This window comes from Jejubacter calystegiae (assembly GCF_005671395.1).
GTDB classification, from domain to species: domain Bacteria; phylum Pseudomonadota; class Gammaproteobacteria; order Enterobacterales; family Enterobacteriaceae; genus Jejubacter; species Jejubacter calystegiae.
Genome location: NZ_CP040428.1, coordinates 1,286,077 through 1,310,041 on the forward strand (window position 1 = coordinate 1,286,077; position 23,965 = coordinate 1,310,041).

Genomic DNA, 23,965 nt, shown 5'->3' on the forward strand with positions numbered 1-23,965 from the left:
GATGATTAATTTGCCCTATCTCCCAGAGGGCGAGGACTGGTTGATGATTAACTTGCCCTCTCTCCCTGGGGGCGAGAGGACTGGTTAGCGCTGGTTTTCTAATTTCCCCCTCTCCCTCCGGGAGAGGGCCGGGGTGAGGGCCCCCTTCCGTCACCTATTGATGATTAATGGAACTTCACATGTCAGAAATCAGCCGCGCCGTACTGTTCGGCAAACTGGATACGCTGTTATTTACCTCGCTTGAGAGCGCCACCGCCTTCTGTAAGCTGCGCGGCAACCCGTATGTGGAGCTGGCGCACTGGCTGCATCAACTGATGCAGCAACAGCAGGGCGACCTGCAACAGCTTATTCAGCATCTTTCTCTGGACGAAGAGGCGCTGGCTCGCGATATTGTGGCGGCGCTGGACCAGTTGCCGCGCGGCGCCAGCTCGGTGTCCGATCTTTCTGAACATATCGATAACGCCGTGGAGCGCGCCTGGGTTTATGGTTCGCTGAAGTTCGGCGTCAACCGCATTCGCGGCGGGCACCTGCTGATCGGCATTCTGAAAACCTGGAGCCTGGCCAGCGTACTGCGCGGTATCTCGCCGCAGTTTGAGCGGCTGAGCGCCGATGCGTTGATCGACAGCTTTGACGAAGTCTTTGCCGGCAGTAAAGAGGAACAGCAGGCGACGGCGGCTGGCACGGAAGAGGTGGCGCCTGCCGCAGGGAAAGGGGCGTTGACGCAGTACGGTCAGGACCTGACTGCCCGGGCGCGGGACGGCAAAATCGACCCGGTGGTGGGGCGCGATGAAGAGATTCGCCAGATGGTGGATATCCTGATGCGCCGCCGTCAGAACAACCCGCTGCTGACCGGCGAAGCCGGGGTAGGGAAAACCGCGGTGGTGGAAGGGCTGGCTCGCCGTATTGCCGCCGGGGATGTGCCCGAATCGCTGCGCGATATTCAGCTATGGCTGCTGGATATCGGCATGTTGCAGGCCGGGGCCGGGATGAAAGGCGAGTTCGAAGCCCGACTGCAATCGCTTATCAACGAGGTACAGTCCAGCCCCACGCCGGTGGTGCTGTTTATCGACGAAATCCACACCCTGATTGGGGCCGGTGGCCAGCAGGGGACCGGCGATGCCGCTAACCTGCTGAAACCGGCGCTGGCCCGCGGTCAGTTGCGTACCATCGGCGCTACCACCTGGGCCGAGTACAAAAAATATATTGAAAAAGACCCGGCGCTGACCCGTCGCTTCCAGACCATACAGGTAGCGGAGCCGGATGAAGATAAAGCGGCGCTGATGCTGCGCAGTACCGTTCCGGCGCTGGAAAAACATCACCGGGTGCTACTGCTGGATGAAGCGGTAAGCGCCGCCGTGAAACTTTCGCACCGCTATATTCCGGCGCGCCAGTTACCGGATAAAGCCGTGGCGCTGCTCGACACCGCCTGCGCCCGCGTTGCGGTTAGCCAGAGCGCACCGCCGTCGCAACTGGAAGCCTGCCAGCAGCGTATTGCCGCCCTGGAGGTGGAAAAAGAGATTGCCGGTCGTGAGGCGAAAGTCGGCGTAGGCGATCCAGTGCGGATCAAGGCTCTGGAGGCAAAGCTTGCGGACGAGCAGGCGCAAAATGAGGCGCTGACCCAGCGCTGGCAGCAGGAGCGCGCGCTGGTGGACGAGATTATCGCGCTGCGTGGGGAATTACAGCAGGCCGAAGAAGAAGACGAAGCGCAGGCGGAGATTCGCGCCACGCTGGATGCGCGTCAGCAGGCGCTGAACGAACTGCAGGGCGAAGCGCCGCTGCTGTTTGCCGCCGTGGACGCAAGCGTTGTGGCGGCAGTGGTTTCCGACTGGACCGGCATTCCGCTGGGCCGCATGGTCAAAAATGAGATCGACTCGGTGCTGAATCTGGCCGATACCCTGAATCAGCGGGTGATTGGCCAGCGTCACGGCCTGGAGCAGATAGCCCGCCGGGTGCGTACCGCCCGGGCGCGGCTTGACGATCCCAATAAGCCGGTGGGGGTCTTTATGCTGTGCGGACCGTCCGGCGTTGGTAAAACCGAAACTGCCCTGGCGCTGGCGGAGTCGCTGTACGGCGGCGAGCAGAACGTTATCACCATCAATATGAGTGAATTCCAGGAGGCGCACACCGTCTCTACCCTGAAGGGGGCGCCTCCGGGTTACGTCGGTTACGGCGAAGGCGGCGTGCTGACCGAAGCGGTACGGCGTCGGCCCTACAGCGTGGTACTGCTGGATGAGATCGAAAAGGCGCATCCGGACGTGCATGAAATCTTCTTCCAGGTCTTCGATAAGGGCTGGATGGAGGACGGCGAAGGCCGTCACATCGATTTCCGTAACACCATTATTATTCTGACCTCCAATGTCGGCACCGATCTGATTAGCGCCATGTGCGCCGATCCAGAACTGATGCCGGAGCCGGAGGCGCTGACCGGCGCTCTGCGCCAGCCGCTGTTGCAGGTCTTCCCACCGGCGCTATTGGGGCGTCTGCTGGTGGTGCCTTACTACCCGCTCAGCGACGCCATGCTGGCGGAGATTGTGCGCCTGCAACTGGGCCGCATTCAGCGCCGCCTGCTGGAAAATCACGGCATCGAAACCGAGGTGGACGACAGCGTAACGGCCCAGGTGGTTCAGCGCTGCACCGAAGTGGAGTCCGGCGGTCGTATGGTCGACGCCATTCTTACCAACACCCTGCTGCCGCAGATAAGCAAAATGCTGCTGACCGCCAGCGCCCGGGCAGAAAAATACCAACGCCTGCGCATTACCTTCGAACAGGGTGATTTTCAGTATCAGTTTTCGGCGTAATCGCCATCATCAGGAGAGTTTTCCACTATGCCGGATCGTGAAAACAAGCGCAGCGTGCCTGGCGCGCTGCCGCCCGGATATCGCTTCAACGAGTTTGAAATCGAAGAGGTGATTGGCGGAGGCGGCTTTGGCATTGTCTATCGCGCAAAGGATCACCAGCTTGAACGCACCATCGCCATTAAGGAATTTATGCCGGCCACCCTCGCGATGCGCGGCGAGGATATGCGACTGGTGCTGCGCAGCCAGCGCTTTGGCAAGGCCTTCCAGGCCGGGTTGAACAGCTTTATTCAGGAGGCGCGGCTGCTGGCGCGCTTTAATCACCCGAACCTGCTGCATGTGCTGCGTTTCTGGGTACAGAACGATACCGCCTATATGGGCACGGTGTTTTACAGCGGAACCACGCTTTCGCGCCTGCGGGAACAGCATCCGGAACAGATTGACGAAGCCTGGATCCGCCGAACCCTGCCGATGCTGCTGGGTGCGGTGAAAACCATCCACGATGAAGGATGCCTGCATCGCGATATCTCGCTGGATAACATCCAGATTCAGGACAATGGTCTGCCGGTGTTGCTCGACTTTGGCTCGGCGCGCCGCAGTATCGGTAACGTCTCGGACGAAACTGAAACCATGCTGCGACCGGGCTTTGCGCCGATTGAACAGTACACCGATGATAACGAAAGCGAACAGGGGCCCTGGACCGATATTTATGCGCTGGGAGCGGTGCTTCATACCCTGATCGTCGGCGCGCCGCCGCCAGTCAGCGTGGTGCGCAGCATCCAGGACAGCTATCAGCCGCTGGCGGAACTGCGCCCCGAAGGCTACTCACTGCCGCTGCTGCAGGCGGTGGACCGTGCGCTGGCGCTGCATATTGAGGATCGCCCCCGTTCGGTGGATGAATTTGCCGCGCTTATCGATATGACGGTGGCGGATGTTGAAGAGGTCGCCAGCGTCAAGCCCACGAATACCATGCTGGCGGTGGTCGAAGAGGAAGAAGAGCCCGAAGAGGAGGTGCGCCCGGCATGGTATCCCCTGTGGCAGCGTTACAAGCTGCCGGGCATGGTGGCCGCAGGTGTACTGGCAGGGCTGCTGGTGGGCGGCCTGATGTTCGGCGGTAGCGATGCGCCACAAGAGAGCACCGTCGAACCCGACGTGGCCGCTACGCAGTCCGCGCCGCCGCCTCCGGTGGCGAAGGCCGATAAACCTGCCGCCGCGCCGTCCACTGACCCTGTCGCCAGGGTGCTGGTACGAATGGCGAAAGGGGATGAGCTGCGGGTCAACGATAAGCCGCGCAAAGTGCAGGTCAGCGAAGGAATCGCCGCGCTGGATCTGCCGCCAGGCCAGTATCGACTCAGTCTGGGAAGCCAAAGCCAGACGTTGCATATCGACCAGCCGGGCACCTGGCTGGTTAATCTTAAGGGTTAATTTTCTGACGCGCGGCCCTGTTGCCGCGCGCCTCTTTTCTATTCGGGATTCGCTTCTATGCTAGATCGCATTACCGTCCAGTTACCCGTTCCCGGGCTGCTTTTCTGGAAACTTTCCGGGCGCGAGGCGCTCTCGGAGCCGTTTGAACTGAGCGTCACGCTGCTGGGCAGCGATGCACGTATTGACCGCAGCAGCCTGCTGGGCCAGCCGATAACGGTAACCATCCCGACCCGGTCCCTGATGGGCAAGCGCTACCTGAACGGTAAGGTGACCCGGGTGGCGGTAAGCGCGGTGGAGCTGGGCGGCACCCGCTATGCGGAGTACCGGCTGACCATGGAGCCAGACCTGTGGCCAATGAAGCGCGACCGTAACTTGCGCATCTTCCAGGGTCAGACAGTGCCGCAGATAGTGAAGGCGCTGCTGGGTGAAAACCAGGTGAACGTGGAAGACAGGCTGACGGGCAGCTACCGCCCCTGGGAGTACTGCGTGCAGTACCAGGAGAGCAGCCTGGCGTTTATCAGCCGCCTGATGGAGCTGGAAGGTATTGCGTACCACTTCAGCCACGAGGCGGACAAGCACACCCTGGTGCTGACCGATGCCCCCCAGCAGCACCAGCCGTTCAGCGGTTACGAAAGCATTCCCTATCACGTCAGCCCTTCCGGTGGCAGCACCGACGAAGAGGGCATCAGCCAGTGGGCGCTGGAGGACAGCGTGACGCCGGGCATCTACAGCCTGGACGACTACGACTTCCGCAAGCCCAACGCCTGGCTGTTCCAGGCTCGCCAGAACCCGGCATCACCGTCGCCGGGCAGCATCGACGTGTACGACTGGCCGGGGCGCTACGTGGAGCACGGCCACGGGGAATTCTACGCCCGCATCCGTCAGGAGCGCTGGCAGGTGGACCACCAGCAGATTCAGGGCACCGGCACTGCCATCGGGGTGGCGCCGGGGTATACCTTCGCCCTGCTGAACGCGCCGTTCTTTAGTGACAACGGCGAATACCTGACCACGGCGGTGCACTATCAGTTTGAAGAGAACCGTTACGCCAGCGGGGACGGCGGAGAAACCATCCACCGGCTGGACTTTATGGTTATCCCGTCGTCGGTGGTGTTCCGCCCGGCGCAGGTCACGGCGTGGCCGCGCACCTATGGTCCGCAGACCGCGAAAGTGGTGGGGCCGAAAGGGGAATCGATCTGGACCGATAAATATGGCCGGATAAAGGTGAAATTCCACTGGGACCGTCAGGCGAAAGGGGACGACACCAGTTCAGGCTGGGTGCGGGTATCCAGCGCCTGGGCGGGCCAGGGGTTTGGCGGGGTGCAGATCCCGCGGGTCGGCGACGAGGTGGTGATCGACTTTATCAACGGTGACCCGGATCGTCCCATCGTCACTGGCCGGGTCTATAACGAAGCCAGCATGCCGCCGTGGGCGCTACCGGCGGCGGCTACCCAGATGGGCTTCCTGAGCCGCAGTAAAGACGGCTCGGCCGATACCGCCAACGCCCTGCGCTTTGAGGATAAAGCGGGGGAAGAGCAGGTCTGGATCCAGGCCGAGCGCAATATGGACACCAACGTTAAAAATGACGAAACCCATAGCGTTGAGAAAAACTACACCCACTTCGTGGGAGAAAACGAAGTGCGCAGGGTGGCGAAGAAGCAGGAAACCGGGGTGAAGGAAGATGCCACATCGTTAACCGGAGGCGATCGTACCGATAAAGTGGTGAAAAATTTTGTTCTTGGTGCCGGAGATTCACTGCGGCTGGAATGCGGCGAATGCGCCATTGAGCTGACCAAAGGTGGCACCGTGAATATTATCGGCAAGACCTTTAATTTCACTGCAACGGAGTCGGGTGAAATCAATACCATGAGTGGCCCGCTCAATTTGAACAGCTCTGATAAGACGATCGGTGTTCTGCCTCCGAGCGATACTTATGATCAGGAAATTCAGGCCGATGTTGATAGCTTCTTTATTTTTAACTCGGCGCCTAAAGGGTGAACTAATTCATACAATTCCTGGATCTGATTTGTCAGATGCGGTCTACGCTGACAACTGGGGTTCTTTCGCTATCCATCATCGCCGCCTTAAAAAGGATCGACGTTATGTTAGAGCGTATTACCGTCCAGTTACCCGTTCCCGGGCTGCTTTTCTGGAAACTTTCCGGGCGCGAGGCGCTCTCGGAGCCGTTTGAACTGAGCGTCACGCTGCTGGGCAGCGATGCGCGTATTGACCGCAGCAGCCTGCTGGGCCAGCCGATAACGGTAACCATCCCGACCCGGTCCCTGATGGGCAAACGTTACCTGAACGGCAAAGTAACCCGGGTGGCGGTAAGCGCGGTGGAGCTGGGCGGCACCCGCTATGCGGAGTACCGGCTGACCATGGAGCCGGACCTGTGGCCAATGAAGCGCGACCGTAACCTGCGCATCTTCCAGGGCCAGACGGTGCCGCAGATAGTGAAGGCGCTGCTGGGTGAAAACCAGGTGAACGTGGAAGACCGTCTGACGGGCAGCTACCGCCCCTGGGAGTACTGCGTGCAGTACCAGGAGAGCAGCCTGGCGTTTATCAGCCGCCTGATGGAGCTGGAAGGTATTGCGTACCACTTCAGCCACGAGGCGGACAAGCACACCCTGGTGCTGACCGATGCCCCCCAGCAGCACCAGCCGTTCAGCGGTTACGAAAGCATTCCCTATCACGTCAGCCCTTCCGGTGGCAGCACCGACGAAGAGGGCATCAGCCAGTGGGCGCTGGAGGACAGCGTGACGCCGGGCATCTACAGCCTGGACGACTACGACTTCCGCAAGCCCAACGCCTGGCTGTTCCAGGCTCGCCAGAACCCGGCATCACCGTCGCCGGGCAGCATCGACGTGTACGACTGGCCGGGGCGCTACGTGGAGCACGGCCACGGGGAATTCTACGCCCGCATCCGTCAGGAGCGCTGGCAGGTGGACCACCAGCAGATTCAGGGCACCGGCACTGCCATCGGGGTGGCGCCGGGGTATACCTTCGCCCTGCTGAACGCGCCGTTCTTTAGTGACAACGGCGAATACCTGACCACGGCGGTGCACTATCAGTTTGAAGAGAACCGTTACGCCAGCGGGGACGGCGGAGAAACCATCCACCGGCTGGACTTTATGGTTATCCCGTCGTCGGTGGTGTTCCGCCCGGCGCAGGTATCGCCCTGGCCGCGCACCTATGGTCCGCAGACCGCGAAAGTGGTGGGGCCGAAAGGGGAATCGATCTGGACCGATAAATACGGTCGGATAAAGGTGAAATTCCACTGGGACCGTCAGGCGAAAGGGGACGACACCAGTTCAGGCTGGGTGCGGGTATCCAGCGCCTGGGCGGGCCAGGGGTTTGGCGGGGTGCAGATCCCACGGGTCGGCGACGAGGTGGTGATCGACTTTATCAACGGCGACCCGGATCGTCCCATCGTCACAGGCAGGGTGTATAACGAAGCCAGTATGCCGCCGTGGGTATTGCCAGCAGCGGCCACCCAGATGGGCTTTATGACCCGCAGCAAGGACGGGCATATCGATAATGCCAGCCATCTCTACTTTGAAGACAGCCCCGGAGCCGAAATGCTGTCGATGCATTCGGAAAAGGATATGCGGGTGACTGTCGAGAACGACCAGAATGTGGCGATTGACGGCAACCGTACCACCACCATTCTGAAAGAGCAGAAGGATGAGGTGACGAAGGCGGCAACCTTTGATTATTTCGATACCCGTACCACGACGGTGGTGAAGAAAGAAACCAAAACCTTTAAAGGCGGTGAGAAAACAACGATCACTAAAGGGCGCGATCTGGATATTAGCGGTGATGATATCGTTAAGGTTAAGGATAAACGCGATACCACTATTACCGGTGATGAATTTCATCATGTGACCGGGAAAATCACTCAGGATTTTGATGGTGGACAGATCACCAATATCAAGAAAGGCGGGAAGGAAGAGACCATTACTGCCGGTGGGTTAACGGTTAATGTTAATGGTGGTGACTGGACCCAGAATATAAATAAAGGAAAGATAACTATATATAGTCCACATCAGATTTCAATTACGAGTGAGACCGGAATTGACCTGAAGGCTCCTAAGGCGTTAATTCAACCTAAAGTCCATTCGTTGACTATTACGGCGCTCAATGAAGCTATTACAGGGAATAATGTTGCTGTTTCGGGAGTGACGTCAGCCATTTCGACGATGTCTAATACTGCAACTTTAGCGGCAGCGACAATTAAGCTAAAAGACTGGTCGAAAACGGTTTTTGAAGTAAAGACGGATAACGTTACTGTTAACCTGGCCATGGCCAGGATAACCAATACGGTGACACATGTCTCGAATAATACGATATTTATTATAACCTAGGGCTCCATATGTCTATTAAAAACTTTCTTTCAAGCTTATCGGCTCTGGAGTTGACGTTTATGCTGATTGGTATTGCTATACCAGTCATTTTTATCGTTGTGGTTTTTTTTTCTTCTAGGGGGGCCTCAACCAGCATCCGGTCGGCAAGGATGTTTTTGAAAAGGAACTCCTGGCCGGGTGAAATTCATCAATCCCGAATTGAATCCTGGCAACAGACCAATACCCGTTATGGAAATAATTACTTTTTTGACATCTATTTCTATTTGGATGATATGCAGAAATTACATGCTGCCAAAGCATTGATAGAACCCGGGCAAATTCATCTGCTTCGCAAGGGTTTGCCTATTTCTGTTAAAATCGGGAAAAAAGATCGTATTGCCGTTATGCAAATTGGTTAAGAAACCACGCAGTATTAATTTCAAAAAACCATGAATTATAAAAACCATAATTCATCACATTCTGATTCATTATTTCACTATAAAAGAATACCCTGGCCTACGGGGTGTTTTTTGTAATCGCATTACAGTTGTCTGACGAAGGATTAACGTCATGTTAGATCGTATTACCGTCCAGTTACCCGTTCCCGGGCTGCTTTTCTGGAAACTTTCCGGGCGCGAGGCGCTCTCGGAGCCGTTTGAACTGAGCGTCACGCTGCTGGGCAGCGATGCGCGTATTGACCGCAGCAGCCTGCTGGGCCAGCCGATAACAGTGACTATCCCGACCCAGTCCCTGATGGGCAAGCGCTACCTGAACGGTAAGGTGACCCGGGTGGCGGTAAGCGCGGTGGAGCTGGGCGGCACCCGCTATGCGGAGTACCGGCTGACCATGGAGCCGGACCTGTGGCCAATGAAGCGCGACCGTAACCTGCGCATCTTCCAGGGTCAGACAGTGCCGCAGATAGTGAAGGCGCTGCTGGGTGAAAACCAGGTGAACGTGGAAGACCGTCTGACGGGCAGCTACCGCCCCTGGGAGTACTGCGTGCAGTACCAGGAGAGCAGCCTGGCGTTTATCAGCCGCCTGATGGAGCTGGAAGGTATTGCGTACCACTTCAGCCACGAGGCGGACAAGCACACCCTGGTGCTGACCGATGCCCCCCAGCAGCACCAGCCGTTCAGCGGTTACGAAAGCATTCCCTATCACGTCAGTCCTTCCGGTGGCACCACCGATGAAGAGGGCATCAGCCAGTGGGCGCTGGAAGACAGCGTGACACCGGGCATCTACAGCCTGGACGACTACGACTTCCGCAAGCCCAACGCCTGGCTGTTCCAGGCTCGCCAGAACCCGGCGTCACCCTCGCCGGGCAGCATCGACGTGTACGACTGGCCGGGGCGCTACGTGGAGCACGGCCACGGTGAATTCTACGCCCGCATCCGTCAGGAGCGCTGGCAGGTGGACCACCAGCAGATTCAGGGCACCGGAACGGCTATCGGGGTGGCGCCGGGGTACACCTTCGCGCTGCTGAACGCGCCGTTCTTCAGCGATAACGGCGAATACCTGACCACGGCGGTGCACTACCAGTTTGAAGAGAACCGTTACGCCAGCGGGGACGGCGGAGAAACCATCCACCGGCTGGACTTTATGGTTATCCCGTCGTCGGTGGTGTTCCGCCCGGCGCAGGTCACGGCGTGGCCGCGCACCTATGGTCCGCAGACCGCGAAAGTGGTGGGGCCGAAAGGGGAATCGATCTGGACCGATAAATATGGCCGGATAAAGGTGAAATTCCACTGGGACCGTCAGGCGAAAGGGGACGACACCAGTTCAGGCTGGGTGCGGGTATCCAGCGCCTGGGCGGGCCAGGGGTTTGGCGGGGTGCAGATCCCGCGGGTCGGCGACGAGGTGGTGATCGACTTTATCAACGGCGACCCGGATCGTCCCATCGTCACAGGCAGGGTGTATAACGAAGCCAGTATGCCGCCGTGGGCGTTACCGGCAGCGGCCACCCAGATGGGTTTTATGACCCGCAGCAAGGATGGGCATATGGATAATGCCAGCCATCTCTACTTTGAAGACAGCCCCGGAGCCGAAATGCTGTCGATGCATTCGGAAAAGGATATGCGGGTGACTGTCGAAAACGACCAGAATGTGGCGATTGACGGCAACCGTACCACCACCATTCTGAAAGAGCAGAAGGATGAGGTGACGAAGGCGGCGACCTTTGATTATCTTGATACCCGTACAACCACGGTGGTGAAGAAAGAAACCAAAACCTTTAAAGATGGTGAGAAAACAACGATCACCAACGGGCGTGAGCTGGATATTAGCGGTAATGATATCGTTAAGGTTAAGGATAAGCGTGATACCACTATTACCGGTGAAGAGTTGCATCATGTGACCGGGAAAATCACCCAGAATTTTGATAGTGGGCAAGTTATCAATATTGAGGAAGGCGGGAAGGCAGAAACGATCACTGCCGGTGGGTTAACGGTTAATGTAAATGGCGGTGACTGGAAGCAGAATGTTAATAATGGGGAAATACATGTGTTCAGTCCTAACTTGATTAAAATAACAAGTGAAACAAAGGTTCTAATTGATACTCCGTCATTTGAACACACAGATAAAGACAAAAAAATGAACTCTAATGTAGTATCAGAGTTCATAAAGGATAATGTATCTGTGCAGGCTTCTTCTCTTGGGTTTAAAGGATTAGATATATCAATTACTGATGCTGCGGTAGAGGCTAAAGGAGTTGTTTTCTCTAAAGTTGCTTTCGATGTTTCCAGTAAAGCTGGACAAGCTGAATTTCTGAGTGCAGCAAAAACAACAGTGAGTGGATTAAAGTTGGTTTTGTCAAAATTAAATATCATTTCTTAAGGTAATATATGAAAGAGTTTGTTGTTATATTCATAGTTATTGTTTTTTTTGCTTATATAGGAAGAGAGTTTTACTCCAATATCCAAATAGATAAAAAAGGTAAGGAGTCAATCGCTATTATTATAAAGTCAAAGCAGATTAGTTCAAACACAGGGGGGAGTATTAATGGTGAGTTCCTTGTTTCTTTTATAAATGATGAAAATAAAGAAGAGAGGGTGTTATTTCAGGAAACCATTCCTCAGCTATATGCGTCACGAGTGCAGCCAGGTGAGAAAATAAAAATTAAATATATGAAAAAGAAAAATAAAACTATAGCGTCCTTTGTTTTTGACTAATTTGTTCTGAGCGGTTGTAATTTTATGGTTTATTTTGAATATCGAGAAATATGAAAATCATAAAACCCCTGCGCCTAAGCGTATTAAATCGTCCTTATCGCTGGCAGGGCCATAATCACCTGGGCGTGTCGGTGATGGCGCTGGCGGATATGGGCGATGCGCCACAACTGCGTCCAGAGGTCGAGCTGTGGCAGTTGGCTGCCGATGAGTTGCAGACCAGCGGTGGGGTGATCGATATGGCGATCCCCAAATCCCGGGCGGAATTTTTAGCCACGGGATATGCATACAGCCACCACCAGCCTGACAAAACTGCCGTTGCGGCGCGTATTGATATCGAAGGCCTGAGCAAAACTCTGGAAGTGTACGGCGATCGCTTCTGGGCGGGGGATAAGCCAACGCCGCCGCAGCCCTTTGAGCAGATGCGCCTTGACTGGAGCCGTGCCTGGGGCGGCGAAGGCGATGAAGAAAACCCTCACGGTATTGGCCGCCATCCTGTGGCGGTGGGCGGCTACCAGTTGCGTCCGCTACCCAATATTGAGTCGCCGCGCGAACGTATGACGGCTGTAAATCAGCATCCGGAGCCAGCGGGTTTTGGTGCGCTGGATCTGCTGTGGCCACGGCGTTTTAAGCGGATGGGTAAAAAATATGATGCCCGCTGGTTAAAGCAGGACTTCCCCGGCTTCGCCCGGGATATCGACTGGCGGGTGTTTAACGCGGCCTCTCCCGATCAGTGGTGGCATGACCGCGATGCGCTGCCGCCCCAGGCTCGCTGGCGTATCTGGAATATGCATCCGGAACAGCCGCTTCAGGAAGGGACGCTACCACCGTGGCAGGCCCGCTGTTTTATCAACCGGCAACGCGGTGACGAGACGCTGTTTGAAGAAGTCGTGCTGCGTGCCACCACCGTCTGGTTCTTCCCTCACCTGCAACAGATGATCCTGATCTGGCAGGGTAATATCCGCATCAATGAAGATGATGCTGCCGATGTGCTGCAACTGATGCCGGCACTGGAAAATTTCGGCGCCCCCCGTTCGACCAGCCACTATCGTAAAGTGCTGAGCCAGCGTATGGATAAAGAGCGCGGCGCGCTGTTTGCCTTTCGGGAAAAAGATCTGGTGCCGGAAACGGCTATTGGCCCCTGGATTGATAGCGAGGTAGAGCAGGGCGAGAGCCCGATGCGCGATAACATGAAAAATCGCGCGAATCTGTTACGCGAACAGCATCGGGTACGGCTGGAAGCTCAGGGCGGTAGCGTAGATGAGTTATTGCCAGCGTTTGAAGAGCCGGAAATCCCGCAGCTGGATGAACTGCCGGAATTTATCGACAAACTGGAGCAGCAGGCGGAAGAACAGCGCCTTGAAGCCGAAGCGCGTAAGCGTGAGATGGAGGCTCGCTTCCCGGACGCGGCAGATGATGAAAACCGGCCCCGGGGGCCGGAGTCGATGCAGCGTATGCAGCGTATGCAGGAGATGCTGCATCAGAATAAGGATGCCCTGAGCGAGAAGAAGCTGGCCCAGAGTCAGGCGGCATTGCACCAGATGTATCTGCTGTCGGTACAAAGTCAGCCTCCGGCCCGACGCCTGAAGGGTGATCTGGCGCAGATCATTCGCGACCGTGCTCAGCGAACCCTGGCGCAGGGAGGCGATTTTAGCGGAATGGATCTGACCGGCGCTGATTTTTCCGGTATGGATTTACGCGGCGCTAACTTCAGTCGTGCGCTGCTGGAGTGCGCCGATCTCAGCCACTGTCAACTGGATGGCGCTAACTTTCACGAGGCGATGCTGGCGCGCTGCGAACTTCATCACAGCTCGCTACGGGAATGCAGTCTGGAAGGCGCCAGCCTGGCGCTGGCCCAGTGTTGCCACAGTGACTTTAGCGGCGCGCGCTTTAAAGAGACCCAGCTTCAGGAAACACTGTTCGATGACTGCCTCTTTGACGATGCTGTTCTGGATGGTCTGCTGCTGCGTGAAACCTGGATGACCCGCTGCCGGTTCCGACAGGCTCGGCTGGATGGCTGCGTGTTTATGGAGCTGACGCTACCGGCGCTTGATTTCAGTTCGGCCCGTCTGCATAAAACCACTTTCCTGAAAACCACGCTGGAAGCGGTTAGCTTCAGTGGCGCCAGCCTGGAAAGCTGTTCCTGGGTGGAAAGTCACGCGGAGCAGGCGTGTTTTGACGGCGCTACCCTGGTAACCTGCGCGGCGGCATCGGAGTGTGTGTTAGACGGTGCCGATTTCAGCAACGCTACCCTGAAGCAGTGCAACCTGCGTCAGACGTCGCTGCGTGGTTCCCGGTTCACGCTGGCATTGCTGGAAAATAGCGATCTCAGTGAAGCCTGTTGCCAGGGTGCCGATTTCCGGCGAGCGAATCTGGTAGGCAGTCTGTTCATGCGCAGCGATTTCCGTCAGGTTGATTTTAGTGATGCCAATTTGATGGGCGCTATTTTGCAAAAGAGTTTGCTGGGCGGCGCTTGTTTTCGCGGTGCCAACCTGTTCCGGGCCGACCTTTCTCAGGCCGTGACTGATACTGAAACCAGCCTGGACGGCGCCTGGACCAAACGGATTAAAACCCTGCCCGGTCGTGATGGAGAAACGGTATGACCTCCCTTAGCGCTACAGATCTACAGCAGCGGGTGAAAAGCGGTGAAACGATTAGCGAGCTGGCGCTGGATGGTCTGGATCTGCGCAACTGCGATCTTTCCGGCGGTATCTTTCAGGAAGTCACGCTAAACGGTGCCGATCTGCGGGGGGCTAACCTGCATGAAGCGGTATTTACCGAGTGCGAACTGAACGATATTCAGGTCAGTGGGGCAACGCTGACGCAGACCGTGTTTAACCAGTGTGTAATGGCGAACCTACGGGCTGACAATACGGCGCTGTGCGAAAGTGTCTTTAACGAATGTGGGCTGGCGGGCAGCGACTTTTCTGACAGCAAGTTGGATAAAACCCAGTTTATGCGCTGCGAACTGCAACGCAGCCGCTTTAGCCATAGCGAGCTGGATCGCAGCACCTTTTTTGAAACGCCGCTCGATGAGGCGCAGTTTGCGCAATGTCGTCTGCTGCTGACCACCTTTTATGGTATCGACCTGCGTCGTGTGGATTTCAGCGCTGCCACCTTCGAACGGGTAGTGTTCTTCGAATGCGATCAGCGCAATAAAAGCTATGCCCGCCAGCATTTTACCGGCTGCCAGTTTACCGACAACCGCCTCGACGAGGCGGATTTCAGTGGCGCGCAGTTGACTCAGTGCAATTTTAAAGGCGCTTCGCTACAGCGGGCGAACCTGCGCCAGGTCGACGCCCGCCAGGCGCTGTTTATGGAAGCCGATCTGAGCGGTGCGCAGTGCCAGAGTGGGGTGTTCGATCAGGCCATGATGGTTGGCGCGGTGCTTAACGGCGTCGATTTCAGTCAGAGCCGGCTGTTTCAGACCATTTTGCAGCAGGCAGTCGCTGCGGGAGCCTGCTTCCGGCGCTGTGATTTGACTTACAGCGATTTTTCCGGCGCCGATCTGCGCCAGGCGGATTTTACCGACGTCCGGTTCTCCCGGACCCGCTTTCACCGTGCCCGCCAGGAAGGTGCGCACATCCCGAATCGCAGAGGGATGCTGGAATACGATGAAGAATTACTGGCCGCCGAAGCCTGGAGCGCACAGCGCCAGAGCCGCGGTTAAAGGAGAGGTGATGAACAATATCAATCATAAACTGGCTCAGGCCGCGCTGCCGCCGCTACAGGCCGCGGGTCGGGTGACCCACTGTTTTGCCGATGGCAGCCTGATGGTGGAAAGTGAAGGGCGCGGCTGGCACTGTCGTCGGGCGGCGAGCTGCCTGATTGCTCCGGCCACGGGGGATAGCGTGCTGATTGCCAGCGCGGCGGATCAGGCATGGCTGTTGGCGGTACTGGAACGGGCCGATGAAAGCAGCGCCGAACTGTCGTTGCCGGGGGATCTGCATATCCGCAGCGCCGGAGAGCTGAGCCTGAGCGGCGCCACCCTGAAGGTGGATGCGCAGCAGGGGGACTGTCATATTGGCGAGATGAACTACAGTGGCGATAAGCTTTCCGCCTGGGTCAGCCTGACCCGGCTGGTAGGCAAACGCGTTGAATCGGTGTGGCAGACGGTGACCCAAATCAGCCACAACCTGTTCCGCCATACCCGTAATACCGAGCAGGTTCGGGCCGGGCAGGTGGATATCCGGGCCGATGATTATGCCCGCCTGCATGCGCACAATACGGTGATTACCTCTAAGGCGATCACCAAAGTCGATTCTGAACAGATCCATATGGGCTAAGGAGCCGTTATGTTTGCTAACTGTCAACTGAGCGGTATGGACCTGGCTTTCCCTGATGTCTGCCTGACTCCCACACCTGCCCCAACGCCGATACCCTATCCGGATATTGCGCTGGGCCCGACCGCGATCCCCAACGCTCTGAATATTCTGTTTATGGGCATGCCGGCTCACAATATGGCCACGGTAACGCCGCTGACCAACGGTGATAACCCCGGGGTCGCTACCGGGGTGGCGTCCGGCACCGTGATGGGGCCTTCGCGACATCTGACCGGTGCTTTTACCGTGCTGCTAAAAGGCACGCCAGCGACCCGCCTGACCAGTGTCTCCTTACAGAATTCCACCAATGCGGTGGGGATGCGTATTGTTCCCAGCCAGTTTAAAGTGTTGATGCTGGCACCTTGAGGCGCCAGCAACTTACGCCAGCACAATTTCCCCCGTCAGTTGGCATTCCCTGGCAAAGTCATCATCGTGGGTGACCAGAATCAGTGCGCCGGGCCAGGAGGCAAGCGCCTGAGCCAGAGCGGCTCTGGCATCGAGATCGAGATGATTATCCGGTTCATCCAGTAGCAGTAGCGGCGTGTCGGGCTGATGGCTGACGATAAGCATCGCCAGTTTCATTTTTTCACCGCCGCTCAGCTCCGTGACTTTTTGTTGGACCTGTTCACGACGAAAGCCCGCCTGGGCCAGCAGCGTCCGTCGCAGGCTCTCTGCCTTTATCATTCCTTCTGACAAGGCTTCCAGCAGGCTGAGTTGTGGATTCAGTAGCTGGTAATGCTGATCCAGATAGCTACACCCCCCGCCCAGCCACAGCCTTCCCGCCTGTAACGATATCTCCTGCCTTAACACTCTTAACAGCGTTGATTTACCGCAGCCGTTATTGCCGCGCAGACGCAGCTTCTCCCCCTGTCGTAGGGAAAAACTCAGGGGCGACTGTTGCCCGAAAGGCAGTATCCCTTCACTCATTTGTACCAGCGTGTGCTTCCCGGTTTCCGCTTCTCCCGGTGTGATTTTCAGCGCGGGCGTTGCTACCTGGCGCGCTTTGAGTTCGGCGAGCCGTGATTGTAACTGGCGCTGCTGATTTTCGGTGCGGGTTACCCTGGCTGCAGCAGCAGCGCCTGCCTGTTCCTTTTTACCGTCGAGCAAAATCTTTGCCTGGCTGCCGCTGCGCGCCAGTCTGTTACCCTGGGCGGCGCGACGCTCGGCTTTTTCTTTACTGAGCTGAGCCTGACGGCGGGCCAACTGTAGCGCTTTGCTGGCACTGGTAAGCTGCCTGTCGAGTGCAGCCTGCTGTTGATGCTTCAGGGTAGCGAAAGTGTCGTAATTACCGCCGTAGCGCTGAAGTCCGTGTTCATTCAGTTCCCAAATTTCTTCCATGGCTCGTAGCAGGAAGCGATCGTGGCTGATCAGCAGTATGGGGCCCGGGAACTGCTGAATTTGTGCCAGTAGCCAGTGCTTACCTGCGATATCCAGGTGGTTGGAAGGTTCGTCGAGCAGTAACCAGCTATCGGTCTGCTGGAACAGATTCCACAGGGTGATGCGAGCCTGCTGGCCGCCGCTCAGGGCGCTAAACGGCCTGTCGGGTACTGGCGGCAGCGCCAGTTCCTGGCAGCATTGCGCAAAGTGCTGGCGGCAATCCCAGCGTTCGTTCAGCATATCGAACCAACGTTCGTTGACACTGCCCTGTTCAATATGCATCAGCGCCTTCAGGGCATCCTCGAGCCCAAGACAGGCCGCCAGACTGCGGCTCTGCTGCGTTGCATTATGCTGACGATAGATGCCGCACGGGGCATTGAGCCTGAGCATACCGGAAGTGGGTGGGCGCTTGCCGCTAAGTACCTCGCCCAGCAGCGTTTTGCCGATGCCGTTACGTCCGGTGAGTCCGGTCAGCCTGACGGTCGGCTGACAGCTCAGATCCTGGAACAGCGTATCGCCTGTTTCGGTGCGTAATGAAATTTGTTGTGCATGAAAAGCGTGCATATAACCTCCCTGGGGCAGGGTGGCGTGCGCGGATAGCAACGGGCTAAAGATAGCCAAAGAAATTTATGAAGACGGAACCACGCCGACTAAACCCTGCCAGTTGCCTGATAAATAAAAATAAAGCGACTGGTGTAAGGGATTAATCATTCATGTCGGCGAAGACACCATGGAAGAGGGGAGGTGAAATTATAACCGGCGGCAGTGTTGCAGGTAAAGCGTGGCATAGAGCCCCGGCGGTTCGCCGGGGTTCCGGGATTTACTCGATATTCTGGATCTGCTCGCGCATCTGTTCGATCAACACCTTCAACTCAATGGCGGAGTTAGTGACATCGGCATTGATGGACTTGGACGCCAGGGTATTCGACTCACGGTTGAATTCCTGCATCATAAAGTCCAGACGGCGGCCCACTGCCTCTTTCTTTTTCAGGATGTTCCAGGTCTCTTTGACGTGGGCTTCCAGGCGGTCCAGCTCTTCCGCCACGTCCAGGCGCTGGGCCATCAGCACCAGTTCCTGTTCCAGGCGATTGTTTTCCAGCTGTACTTCGGCGTCTTCCAGTTTAGTGACCAGGCGATCGCGCTGCCATTTCATAATTTCCGGCATATGGGCACGAACTTTCGCCACTTCGGCGCTCACGGCTTCCAGACGCTGTTCGATCAGGCTCTTCAGGGCCTGGCCTTCGGTTTCACGTGCCACGACGAAATCATCCAGCGCACCGTTCAGTGCGGTCAGCAGTTCCGCGGTGATGGCGTCCAGATCCTGATCTTTCGCCGACATTACGCCTGGCCAGCGCAGGATGTCTACCGGGTTTATCTCCCCTTCGTCACTCTGCATTTTTACCCAGTTGGCGGCCTGCACCAGTTGCTTTGCCAGGGTTTCATTGAGGATAAGTTCGCTCTGGGCGCTGGCATCTGGCTCAAAGCGCAGGTGGCATTCGACCTTACCGCGCGTCAGACGGCTGCGGATCCGCTCACGAACGACGGGCTCCAGGCTACGGAATTGCTCCGGCATCCGGAAATAAGTTTCCAGGTAGCGTTGGTTTACCGAGCGCAACTCCCAGGTGGCGCTGCCCCATTCACCCTTAATTTCCCGCCGGGCGTAGGCTGTCATACTGCGGATCATAGTAATACCCATTTTTTGAGGTGGATGAGGGGATTATAGCCAGCACGACCCTGGCAGGATAGGAATAAGCGAGTGAAGTCCGTATAATGCGCAGCCACACTCGTTTCAAGCAGGAGTTTGCCCTATGCGTCCATCAGGTCGTAGCGCCGAACAGGTGCGCCCCGTCACCCTGACCCGTAATTACACTAAACACGCTGAAGGCTCCGTGCTGGTCGAGTTTGGCGAAACCAAAGTTCTGTGCACCGCCAGCGTGGAAGAGAGCGTTCCGCGCTTCCTGAAAGGCCAGGGGCAGGGCTGGATTACTGCCGAATACGGCATGTTACCGCGTTCTACCCATACCCGTAATGGTCGTGAAGCCGCACGCGGCAAGCAGAGCGGCCGTACCATGGAAATTCAGCGTCTGATTGCCCGGGCGCTGCGCGCTGCCGTCGATCTCAAGGCGCTGGGCGAATTTACCATCATCCTGGACTGCGACGTGCTGCAGGCGGATGGCGGTACTCGTACCGCGTCTATCACCGGTGCCTGCGTGGCGCTGGCCGATGCCCTGAATGGCCTGGTAGCAAGCGGCAAGCTGAAGAGCAATCCGATGAAAGGGATGGTCGCGGCAGTATCCGTGGGCATTGTGGACGGTCAGGCGGTGTGCGATCTGGAGTACGTTGAAGACTCCGCGGCGGAAACCGATATGAACGTGGTGATGATGGAAGATGGTCGCATGATTGAGGTGCAGGGCACCGCAGAGGGCGAGCCTTTCAGCCACGAGGAGCTGCTTTCGCTGCTGGCACTGGCCCGCGGGGGTATTGAATCGATCGTCGCGTCGCAGAAGGCGGCGTTGGCAGAGTAATTTTTTCAGGCGACCGACGGGTCGCCTTTTTTATGACCGGATGCGGTCGTTTAAGTCGTGCAGTGTATTAGTCAACATCTTAGGAGTGGATCCATGAAACCGTATCAGCGCCAGTTTATTGAATTCGCGCTTAGCAAGCAGGTACTGAAGTTCGGCGAGTTTACGCTGAAATCCGGGCGCATTAGCCCCTATTTCTTCAACGCCGGGCTGTTTAATACCGGCCGCGATTTGGCGTTACTGGGCCGCTTCTACGCCGAAGCGCTGGTGGATTCCGGTATCGACTTCGACCTGCTGTTTGGTCCGGCCTATAAGGGCATTCCCATCGCCACCACCACGGCTGTGGCGCTGGCGGAGCATCATGAGCGCGATCTGCCTTACTGCTTTAACCGTAAAGAGGCGAAAGATCACGGCGAAGGCGGTAGCCTGGTAGGTAGCCCGCTGACCGGGCGAGTGATGCTGGTGGACGATGTGATTACTGCGGGCACCGCCATTCGTGAATCGATGGAAATTATCCAGTCACATGACGCCACTCTGGCTGGCGTGCTGATTTCGCTGGACCGCCGCGAGCGCGGGCGTGGCGAGATCTCGGCCATCCAGGAAGTGGAGCGTGACTACGGCTGTAAGGTCATTTCTATCATTACCCTGAACGATCTGATCGACTATCTGGCGGAAAAACCCGAGATGGCCGAACACCTGGCGGCAGTGCGCGCTTACCGCGAACAGTACGGCGTGTAAGCCTTTGCACCCGGCGTTACGCCGGGTGAAGCACTATCTTGCCAGTGACGCCGCCTGCTTCCAGCATCTGGTGAGCGTCGGCGATATCCTCCAGCATAAACTGTGCGGCAATCCGTGGGTGGTAGTTACCCTGTTGCAGGCAGCGGGTGATATCCGCGATGGCTTGCTGTTTGGCTGACTGCGGCGCGTGGTAAATATAGACAAAGCGCAGTACGCAGCCCTGCATCATGGCGTTGAGCAGCGGCACGGGAACGGCGGCAGTGGCATCCGGTGTGGCATAGGCGCAGATAACGCCGTCCCGGGCCAGGCAGGCGAGATCAACGCTCAGGTTTTCCATCAGGTTCACATCGATAATGCGCTCCACACCCTGGCCTTCAGTTTCGGCGGCAATCTGCTGCACGATATCGTCTTTTCCCTGATACAGCACCCGATCTGCGCCATATGCCAGCGCAGCCTCTGCCTGGGCGGGGTTTCTGACCGTGGCGGCGACCCAGGCGCCAGCCCATTTAGCCAGCATAATGGCCGCCGAACCCACGGCTCCCGCGCCGCCGTGAATAAGTACCCGCAATCCACGCGGGGATCCGTCGGCAAACAGACAGCGGTGCGCCGTCAGCGCCGGAATGCCCAGTGCGGCACCGGTGTCGAAGTCGATGTTTTCCGGAAGGACTACGGCATTTTGCGCCGGTAGCGTAATATATTGCGCAGCGGTGCCCCACGCCCGGCCGTACTGGGCTTCGTAGAGCCAGACCCGCTGGTGTAGTCGTTCAGCGCTAACGCCTTCGCCAACGGCCTCAATCACCCCTGCGCCATCCTGATGAGGGATGATGCGTGGAAATTTCATGGTGCTGGAAAAGGCGCTACGGGCTTTAAGATCGGTGGGATTCAGGCCGGAACTGTGGACTCTGACCAGCACTTCTCCTGGTCCTGGCTGCGGAGTGGTTACTTCTGTGACCTGCAGCACTTCATTTGCGGGGCCCTGTTTTTCATACCAGGCAGCTTTCATTGGAGTCTCTCTTGTCGGCAGTAAATTTTATGAACCCCAGTATTTTTCTTTTGTTTAATTTTGACAAGTACGCACAATTATTATACTTAAGGATAAAAAGTATACTTAGGAGCTATTAATATGAAAGCGTATCGCTGTGCTGTTGAAGTGACGATTGAGGTGGCGGGAGGGAAGTGGAAGCCGCTGATTATTCATTACCTGTTGTCCGGTACTAAGCGTTTTGGTGAATTGCAGCGCCTGATTGGCGGCGTAACGCAGCGTTCCCTGACCCTGCAACTGCGCGAACTGGAAAGCCACGGTATGGTGAACCGGGTGGTGTATGCCGAAGTGCCGCCCCGGGTGGAATATTCCTTGACTGAGCTGGGCAGAACGCTGGCCCCTACGCTGGTGGCAATGCGTGAGTGGGGGGAGAATTACATGGCGCGGCGGGAAGCGGAACAGCAGTAAGCCGTTCCGCGGTGATTCTTACACCAGAATCGCGCCCTGGGCATTAACGAACAGCGAATAGATTGAGGTGCTGGCTGCCATAAACAGCCGGTTGCGCTGTTCGCTGCCGAAACAAAGATTGGCGCAGCGCTCCGGTAGATGGATCATGCCAATGGCCTTTCCCTGGGGATTAAAGACCCGTACGCCGTCCAGTTCCGGACTACCCATGCCCCAGCCGCACCAAAGGTTTCCAGCGGTGTCGCAGGCTATACCGTCTGCGGTGCCGTTGCCGCAGTCGATGTGTATCCGCTTATTTTTCAACTGATTATCTACTACGTCCCAGGCCAGAATCAGGCGATTGGGTTGCGCCCGGCTTTCCACCACATACAAAATCTTACCGTCCGGCGAAAAGCACAGACCGTTAGGGCCTCTAATGCCTTCCATTGCAATGGTAAGTTCTCCGCTATCGGGCGCTATCCGGTAAAGATTTTCCGGCAGCTCCGATTCGGCGTGGTGACCTTCATAGAAACCGGCGATGCCGAACGGCGGATCGCTAAACCAGATACTGCCATCCGCACTGACAGCGATATCGTTCGGGGAGTTAAGGCGCTTCCCCTGATAGCTGTCGGCCAGAACGGTCAGGGTGCCGTCATATTCGGTGCGGGTTACCCGGCGGGTATCGTGTTCACAGCTCAAGAGCCGCCCCTGGCGGTCGCGAGCGTGGCCGTTGCTGTTATTAGAGGGCTTACGAAAAGCGCTGACCTGGCCGGTGACTTCATCCCAGCGCATAACCGCATTGTTGGGAATATCGCTCCACAGCAGCATGCGGGCGTCGCCGAACCAGATCGGGCCTTCGGCCCAGCGGCAGCCGGTGGCGATACGCTCGATCTTCGCGCTGGGCAGGATGAGTTTACTGAAACTGGGGTCCAGCGCGACGATAGCGGGGTCGGGATAGCGCTGGGAGGGAGCCCAACTGGCGAAACTGTTACGGGTGAGTAGCGCAGAGGCAGCGACGGCGCCGCCCAGCTTGAGCAGATCGCGACGAGATGAAGGCATTGTGTTTCTCCTGTCCTGTAGGGGGTTTTTGTTATGTTCAGGCTCAGAGTAGAGAAACGTGCCACGACGGACATCTGGCAATTCCCCGAAGAGATTCGGGCAATTCACCAGGAACTAAAGAGTGCGGCCCGGGGGCCGCCAGCAAGATGAGGCTACTGTAGCTGTGCGGCGACCAGCGGCCAGCGGGCTTCGAAATCGTCGGTGGGACGGTAGCGGAATTCGCTGCGCACGAAGCGTGACAGCATGCCCTCGCAGAAAGCCAGCAGTTGGCTGGCCAGCAGCGTTTCGTCGGTTACATAGCCTTTGCCTTCACGCATTTTGCGTTCGCGCAACACCTGGCGCAACTGGGCTTCAATGCGTTCGAATAGCTGGTTAATACGGCCCTGGAGACGGTCCTGTTCAAACATCAGCGCATGACCGGTCATAATGCGAGTCAGCCCCGGGTTACGCTCGCCGAAACCCAGAATCAGCAGCACAATCAAACGCAGGCGGGCGCTGGTCTCTTTCTCATCTTTCAGAATTAAATTAATACGGGTGATCAGGCTGTCTTCAATAAACTCGATCAGGCTGTCAAACATCCGGGTTTTGCTGGGAAAATGGCGATAAAGTGCAGCTTCAGAGACGCCTACGGACGCGGCCAGCTTTGCTGTGGTAATGCGCTGGCTTCCATCGCTGGATTCAAGCATCTGTGCCAGAGACTGAAGTATTTCTTCGCGACGATTCCTTTTCGCAGTCTGTTTTTCTGCCATGTTTTAAAATACCCCTGAAATGAACACGAGCGGCCACGCAGAATCCGC

The 23,965-nt window shown here is 57.1% G+C and carries 19 protein-coding genes; 14 read left to right on the forward strand and 5 right to left on the reverse strand.

Annotated elements, in window-relative coordinates; translation table 11 throughout:
- Positions 1-179 precede the first annotated feature (179 nt).
- The 11 genes from tssH to FEM41_RS05980 all read left to right on the forward strand — a co-directional run bounded on the left by tssH (position 180) and on the right by FEM41_RS05980 (position 16,412).
- A complete protein-coding gene (tssH, locus tag FEM41_RS05930; RefSeq protein WP_138095113.1) occupies positions 180-2,798 on the forward strand; it encodes a type VI secretion system ATPase TssH in 2,619 nt (872 codons plus the stop codon).
- 27 nt (positions 2,799-2,825) lie between these two features.
- On the forward strand, positions 2,826-4,220 hold the full coding sequence (locus FEM41_RS05935) for a serine/threonine protein kinase (RefSeq protein WP_138095114.1): 1,395 nt from the start codon (positions 2,826-2,828) through the stop codon (positions 4,218-4,220).
- Positions 4,221-4,277: 57 nt separating this feature from the next.
- A complete protein-coding gene (locus FEM41_RS05940; protein ID WP_138095115.1) occupies positions 4,278-6,215 on the forward strand; it encodes a type VI secretion system Vgr family protein in 1,938 nt (645 codons plus the stop codon).
- 104 nt (positions 6,216-6,319) lie between these two features.
- Positions 6,320-8,581, forward strand: a complete 2,262-nt coding sequence (locus FEM41_RS05945; protein WP_138095116.1) for a type VI secretion system Vgr family protein — start codon at positions 6,320-6,322, stop codon at positions 8,579-8,581.
- 59 nt (positions 8,582-8,640) lie between these two features.
- Positions 8,641-8,979: a hypothetical protein gene (locus FEM41_RS05950; RefSeq protein ID WP_138095117.1), complete on the forward strand. Its 339-nt coding sequence runs from the start codon at positions 8,641-8,643 to the stop codon at positions 8,977-8,979.
- 151 nt (positions 8,980-9,130) lie between these two features.
- The gene (locus FEM41_RS05955; RefSeq protein ID WP_138095118.1) at positions 9,131-11,392 is read left to right on the forward strand and encodes a type VI secretion system Vgr family protein; all 2,262 of its coding nucleotides are present in this window, start codon (positions 9,131-9,133) and stop codon (positions 11,390-11,392) included.
- An 8-nt stretch (positions 11,393-11,400) separates the two neighbouring features.
- Positions 11,401-11,727, forward strand: coding sequence for a hypothetical protein (locus tag FEM41_RS05960; RefSeq protein WP_138095119.1), 327 nt, complete (start codon positions 11,401-11,403; stop codon positions 11,725-11,727).
- 50 nt (positions 11,728-11,777) lie between these two features.
- Positions 11,778-14,327 carry a DUF2169 domain-containing protein gene (locus FEM41_RS05965; protein ID WP_138095120.1) on the forward strand — a complete coding sequence of 850 codons (2,550 nt, stop codon included), beginning with the start codon at positions 11,778-11,780 and terminating at the stop codon, positions 14,325-14,327.
- Complete coding sequence (locus FEM41_RS05970) at positions 14,324-15,394, forward strand: pentapeptide repeat-containing protein (RefSeq protein ID WP_138095121.1); 1,071 nt, start codon at positions 14,324-14,326, stop codon at positions 15,392-15,394. The genes FEM41_RS05965 and FEM41_RS05970 overlap by 4 nt, the downstream gene beginning before the upstream one ends.
- A 10-nt stretch (positions 15,395-15,404) precedes the next feature.
- Positions 15,405-16,010 (forward strand): DUF3540 domain-containing protein, encoded by a 606-nt coding sequence (locus FEM41_RS05975; RefSeq protein ID WP_138095122.1) that lies wholly within the window; start codon positions 15,405-15,407, stop codon positions 16,008-16,010.
- 9 nt (positions 16,011-16,019) lie between these two features.
- Positions 16,020-16,412, forward strand: coding sequence for a DUF4150 domain-containing protein (locus FEM41_RS05980; RefSeq protein ID WP_138095123.1), 393 nt, complete (start codon positions 16,020-16,022; stop codon positions 16,410-16,412).
- A 12-nt stretch (positions 16,413-16,424) separates the two neighbouring features.
- Here FEM41_RS05980 and FEM41_RS05985 read toward each other — a convergent pair whose 3' ends face one another.
- Both FEM41_RS05985 and FEM41_RS05990 read right to left on the reverse strand, forming a co-directional pair.
- A complete protein-coding gene (locus FEM41_RS05985; protein ID WP_138095124.1) occupies positions 16,425-17,987 on the reverse strand; it encodes an ATP-binding cassette domain-containing protein in 1,563 nt (520 codons plus the stop codon).
- A 256-nt stretch (positions 17,988-18,243) separates the two neighbouring features.
- Positions 18,244-19,107 carry a YicC/YloC family endoribonuclease gene (locus FEM41_RS05990; RefSeq protein WP_138095125.1) on the reverse strand — a complete coding sequence of 288 codons (864 nt, stop codon included), beginning with the start codon at positions 19,105-19,107 and terminating at the stop codon, positions 18,244-18,246.
- Positions 19,108-19,231: 124 nt separating this feature from the next.
- Between FEM41_RS05990 and rph the strand changes: the two genes are divergently transcribed.
- Positions 19,232-19,948 carry a ribonuclease PH gene (gene rph / locus FEM41_RS05995; RefSeq protein WP_138095126.1) on the forward strand — a complete coding sequence of 239 codons (717 nt, stop codon included), beginning with the start codon at positions 19,232-19,234 and terminating at the stop codon, positions 19,946-19,948.
- A 93-nt stretch (positions 19,949-20,041) separates the two neighbouring features.
- Positions 20,042-20,683, forward strand: coding sequence for an orotate phosphoribosyltransferase (gene pyrE / locus FEM41_RS06000; protein ID WP_138095127.1), 642 nt, complete (start codon positions 20,042-20,044; stop codon positions 20,681-20,683).
- A gap of 16 nt (positions 20,684-20,699) precedes the next feature.
- On the opposite strand, the gene FEM41_RS06005 is transcribed toward pyrE, so the two are convergent.
- Complete coding sequence (locus tag FEM41_RS06005; RefSeq protein WP_138095128.1) at positions 20,700-21,686, reverse strand: NADPH:quinone reductase; 987 nt, start codon at positions 21,684-21,686, stop codon at positions 20,700-20,702.
- Between the two features lie 120 nt (positions 21,687-21,806).
- Between FEM41_RS06005 and FEM41_RS06010 the strand changes: the two genes are divergently transcribed.
- Complete coding sequence (locus tag FEM41_RS06010; protein WP_168198765.1) at positions 21,807-22,133, forward strand: winged helix-turn-helix transcriptional regulator; 327 nt, start codon at positions 21,807-21,809, stop codon at positions 22,131-22,133.
- A gap of 18 nt (positions 22,134-22,151) precedes the next feature.
- Here FEM41_RS06010 and FEM41_RS06015 read toward each other — a convergent pair whose 3' ends face one another.
- Both FEM41_RS06015 and slmA read right to left on the reverse strand, forming a co-directional pair.
- A complete protein-coding gene (locus FEM41_RS06015) occupies positions 22,152-23,168 on the reverse strand; it encodes an SMP-30/gluconolactonase/LRE family protein (protein ID WP_138095130.1) in 1,017 nt (338 codons plus the stop codon).
- Between the two features lie 152 nt (positions 23,169-23,320).
- Entirely contained in the window at positions 23,321-23,917 is a 597-nt protein-coding gene (gene slmA / locus FEM41_RS06020) for a nucleoid occlusion factor SlmA (protein WP_138095131.1), read from the reverse strand.
- Positions 23,918-23,965: the final 48 nt, after the last annotated feature.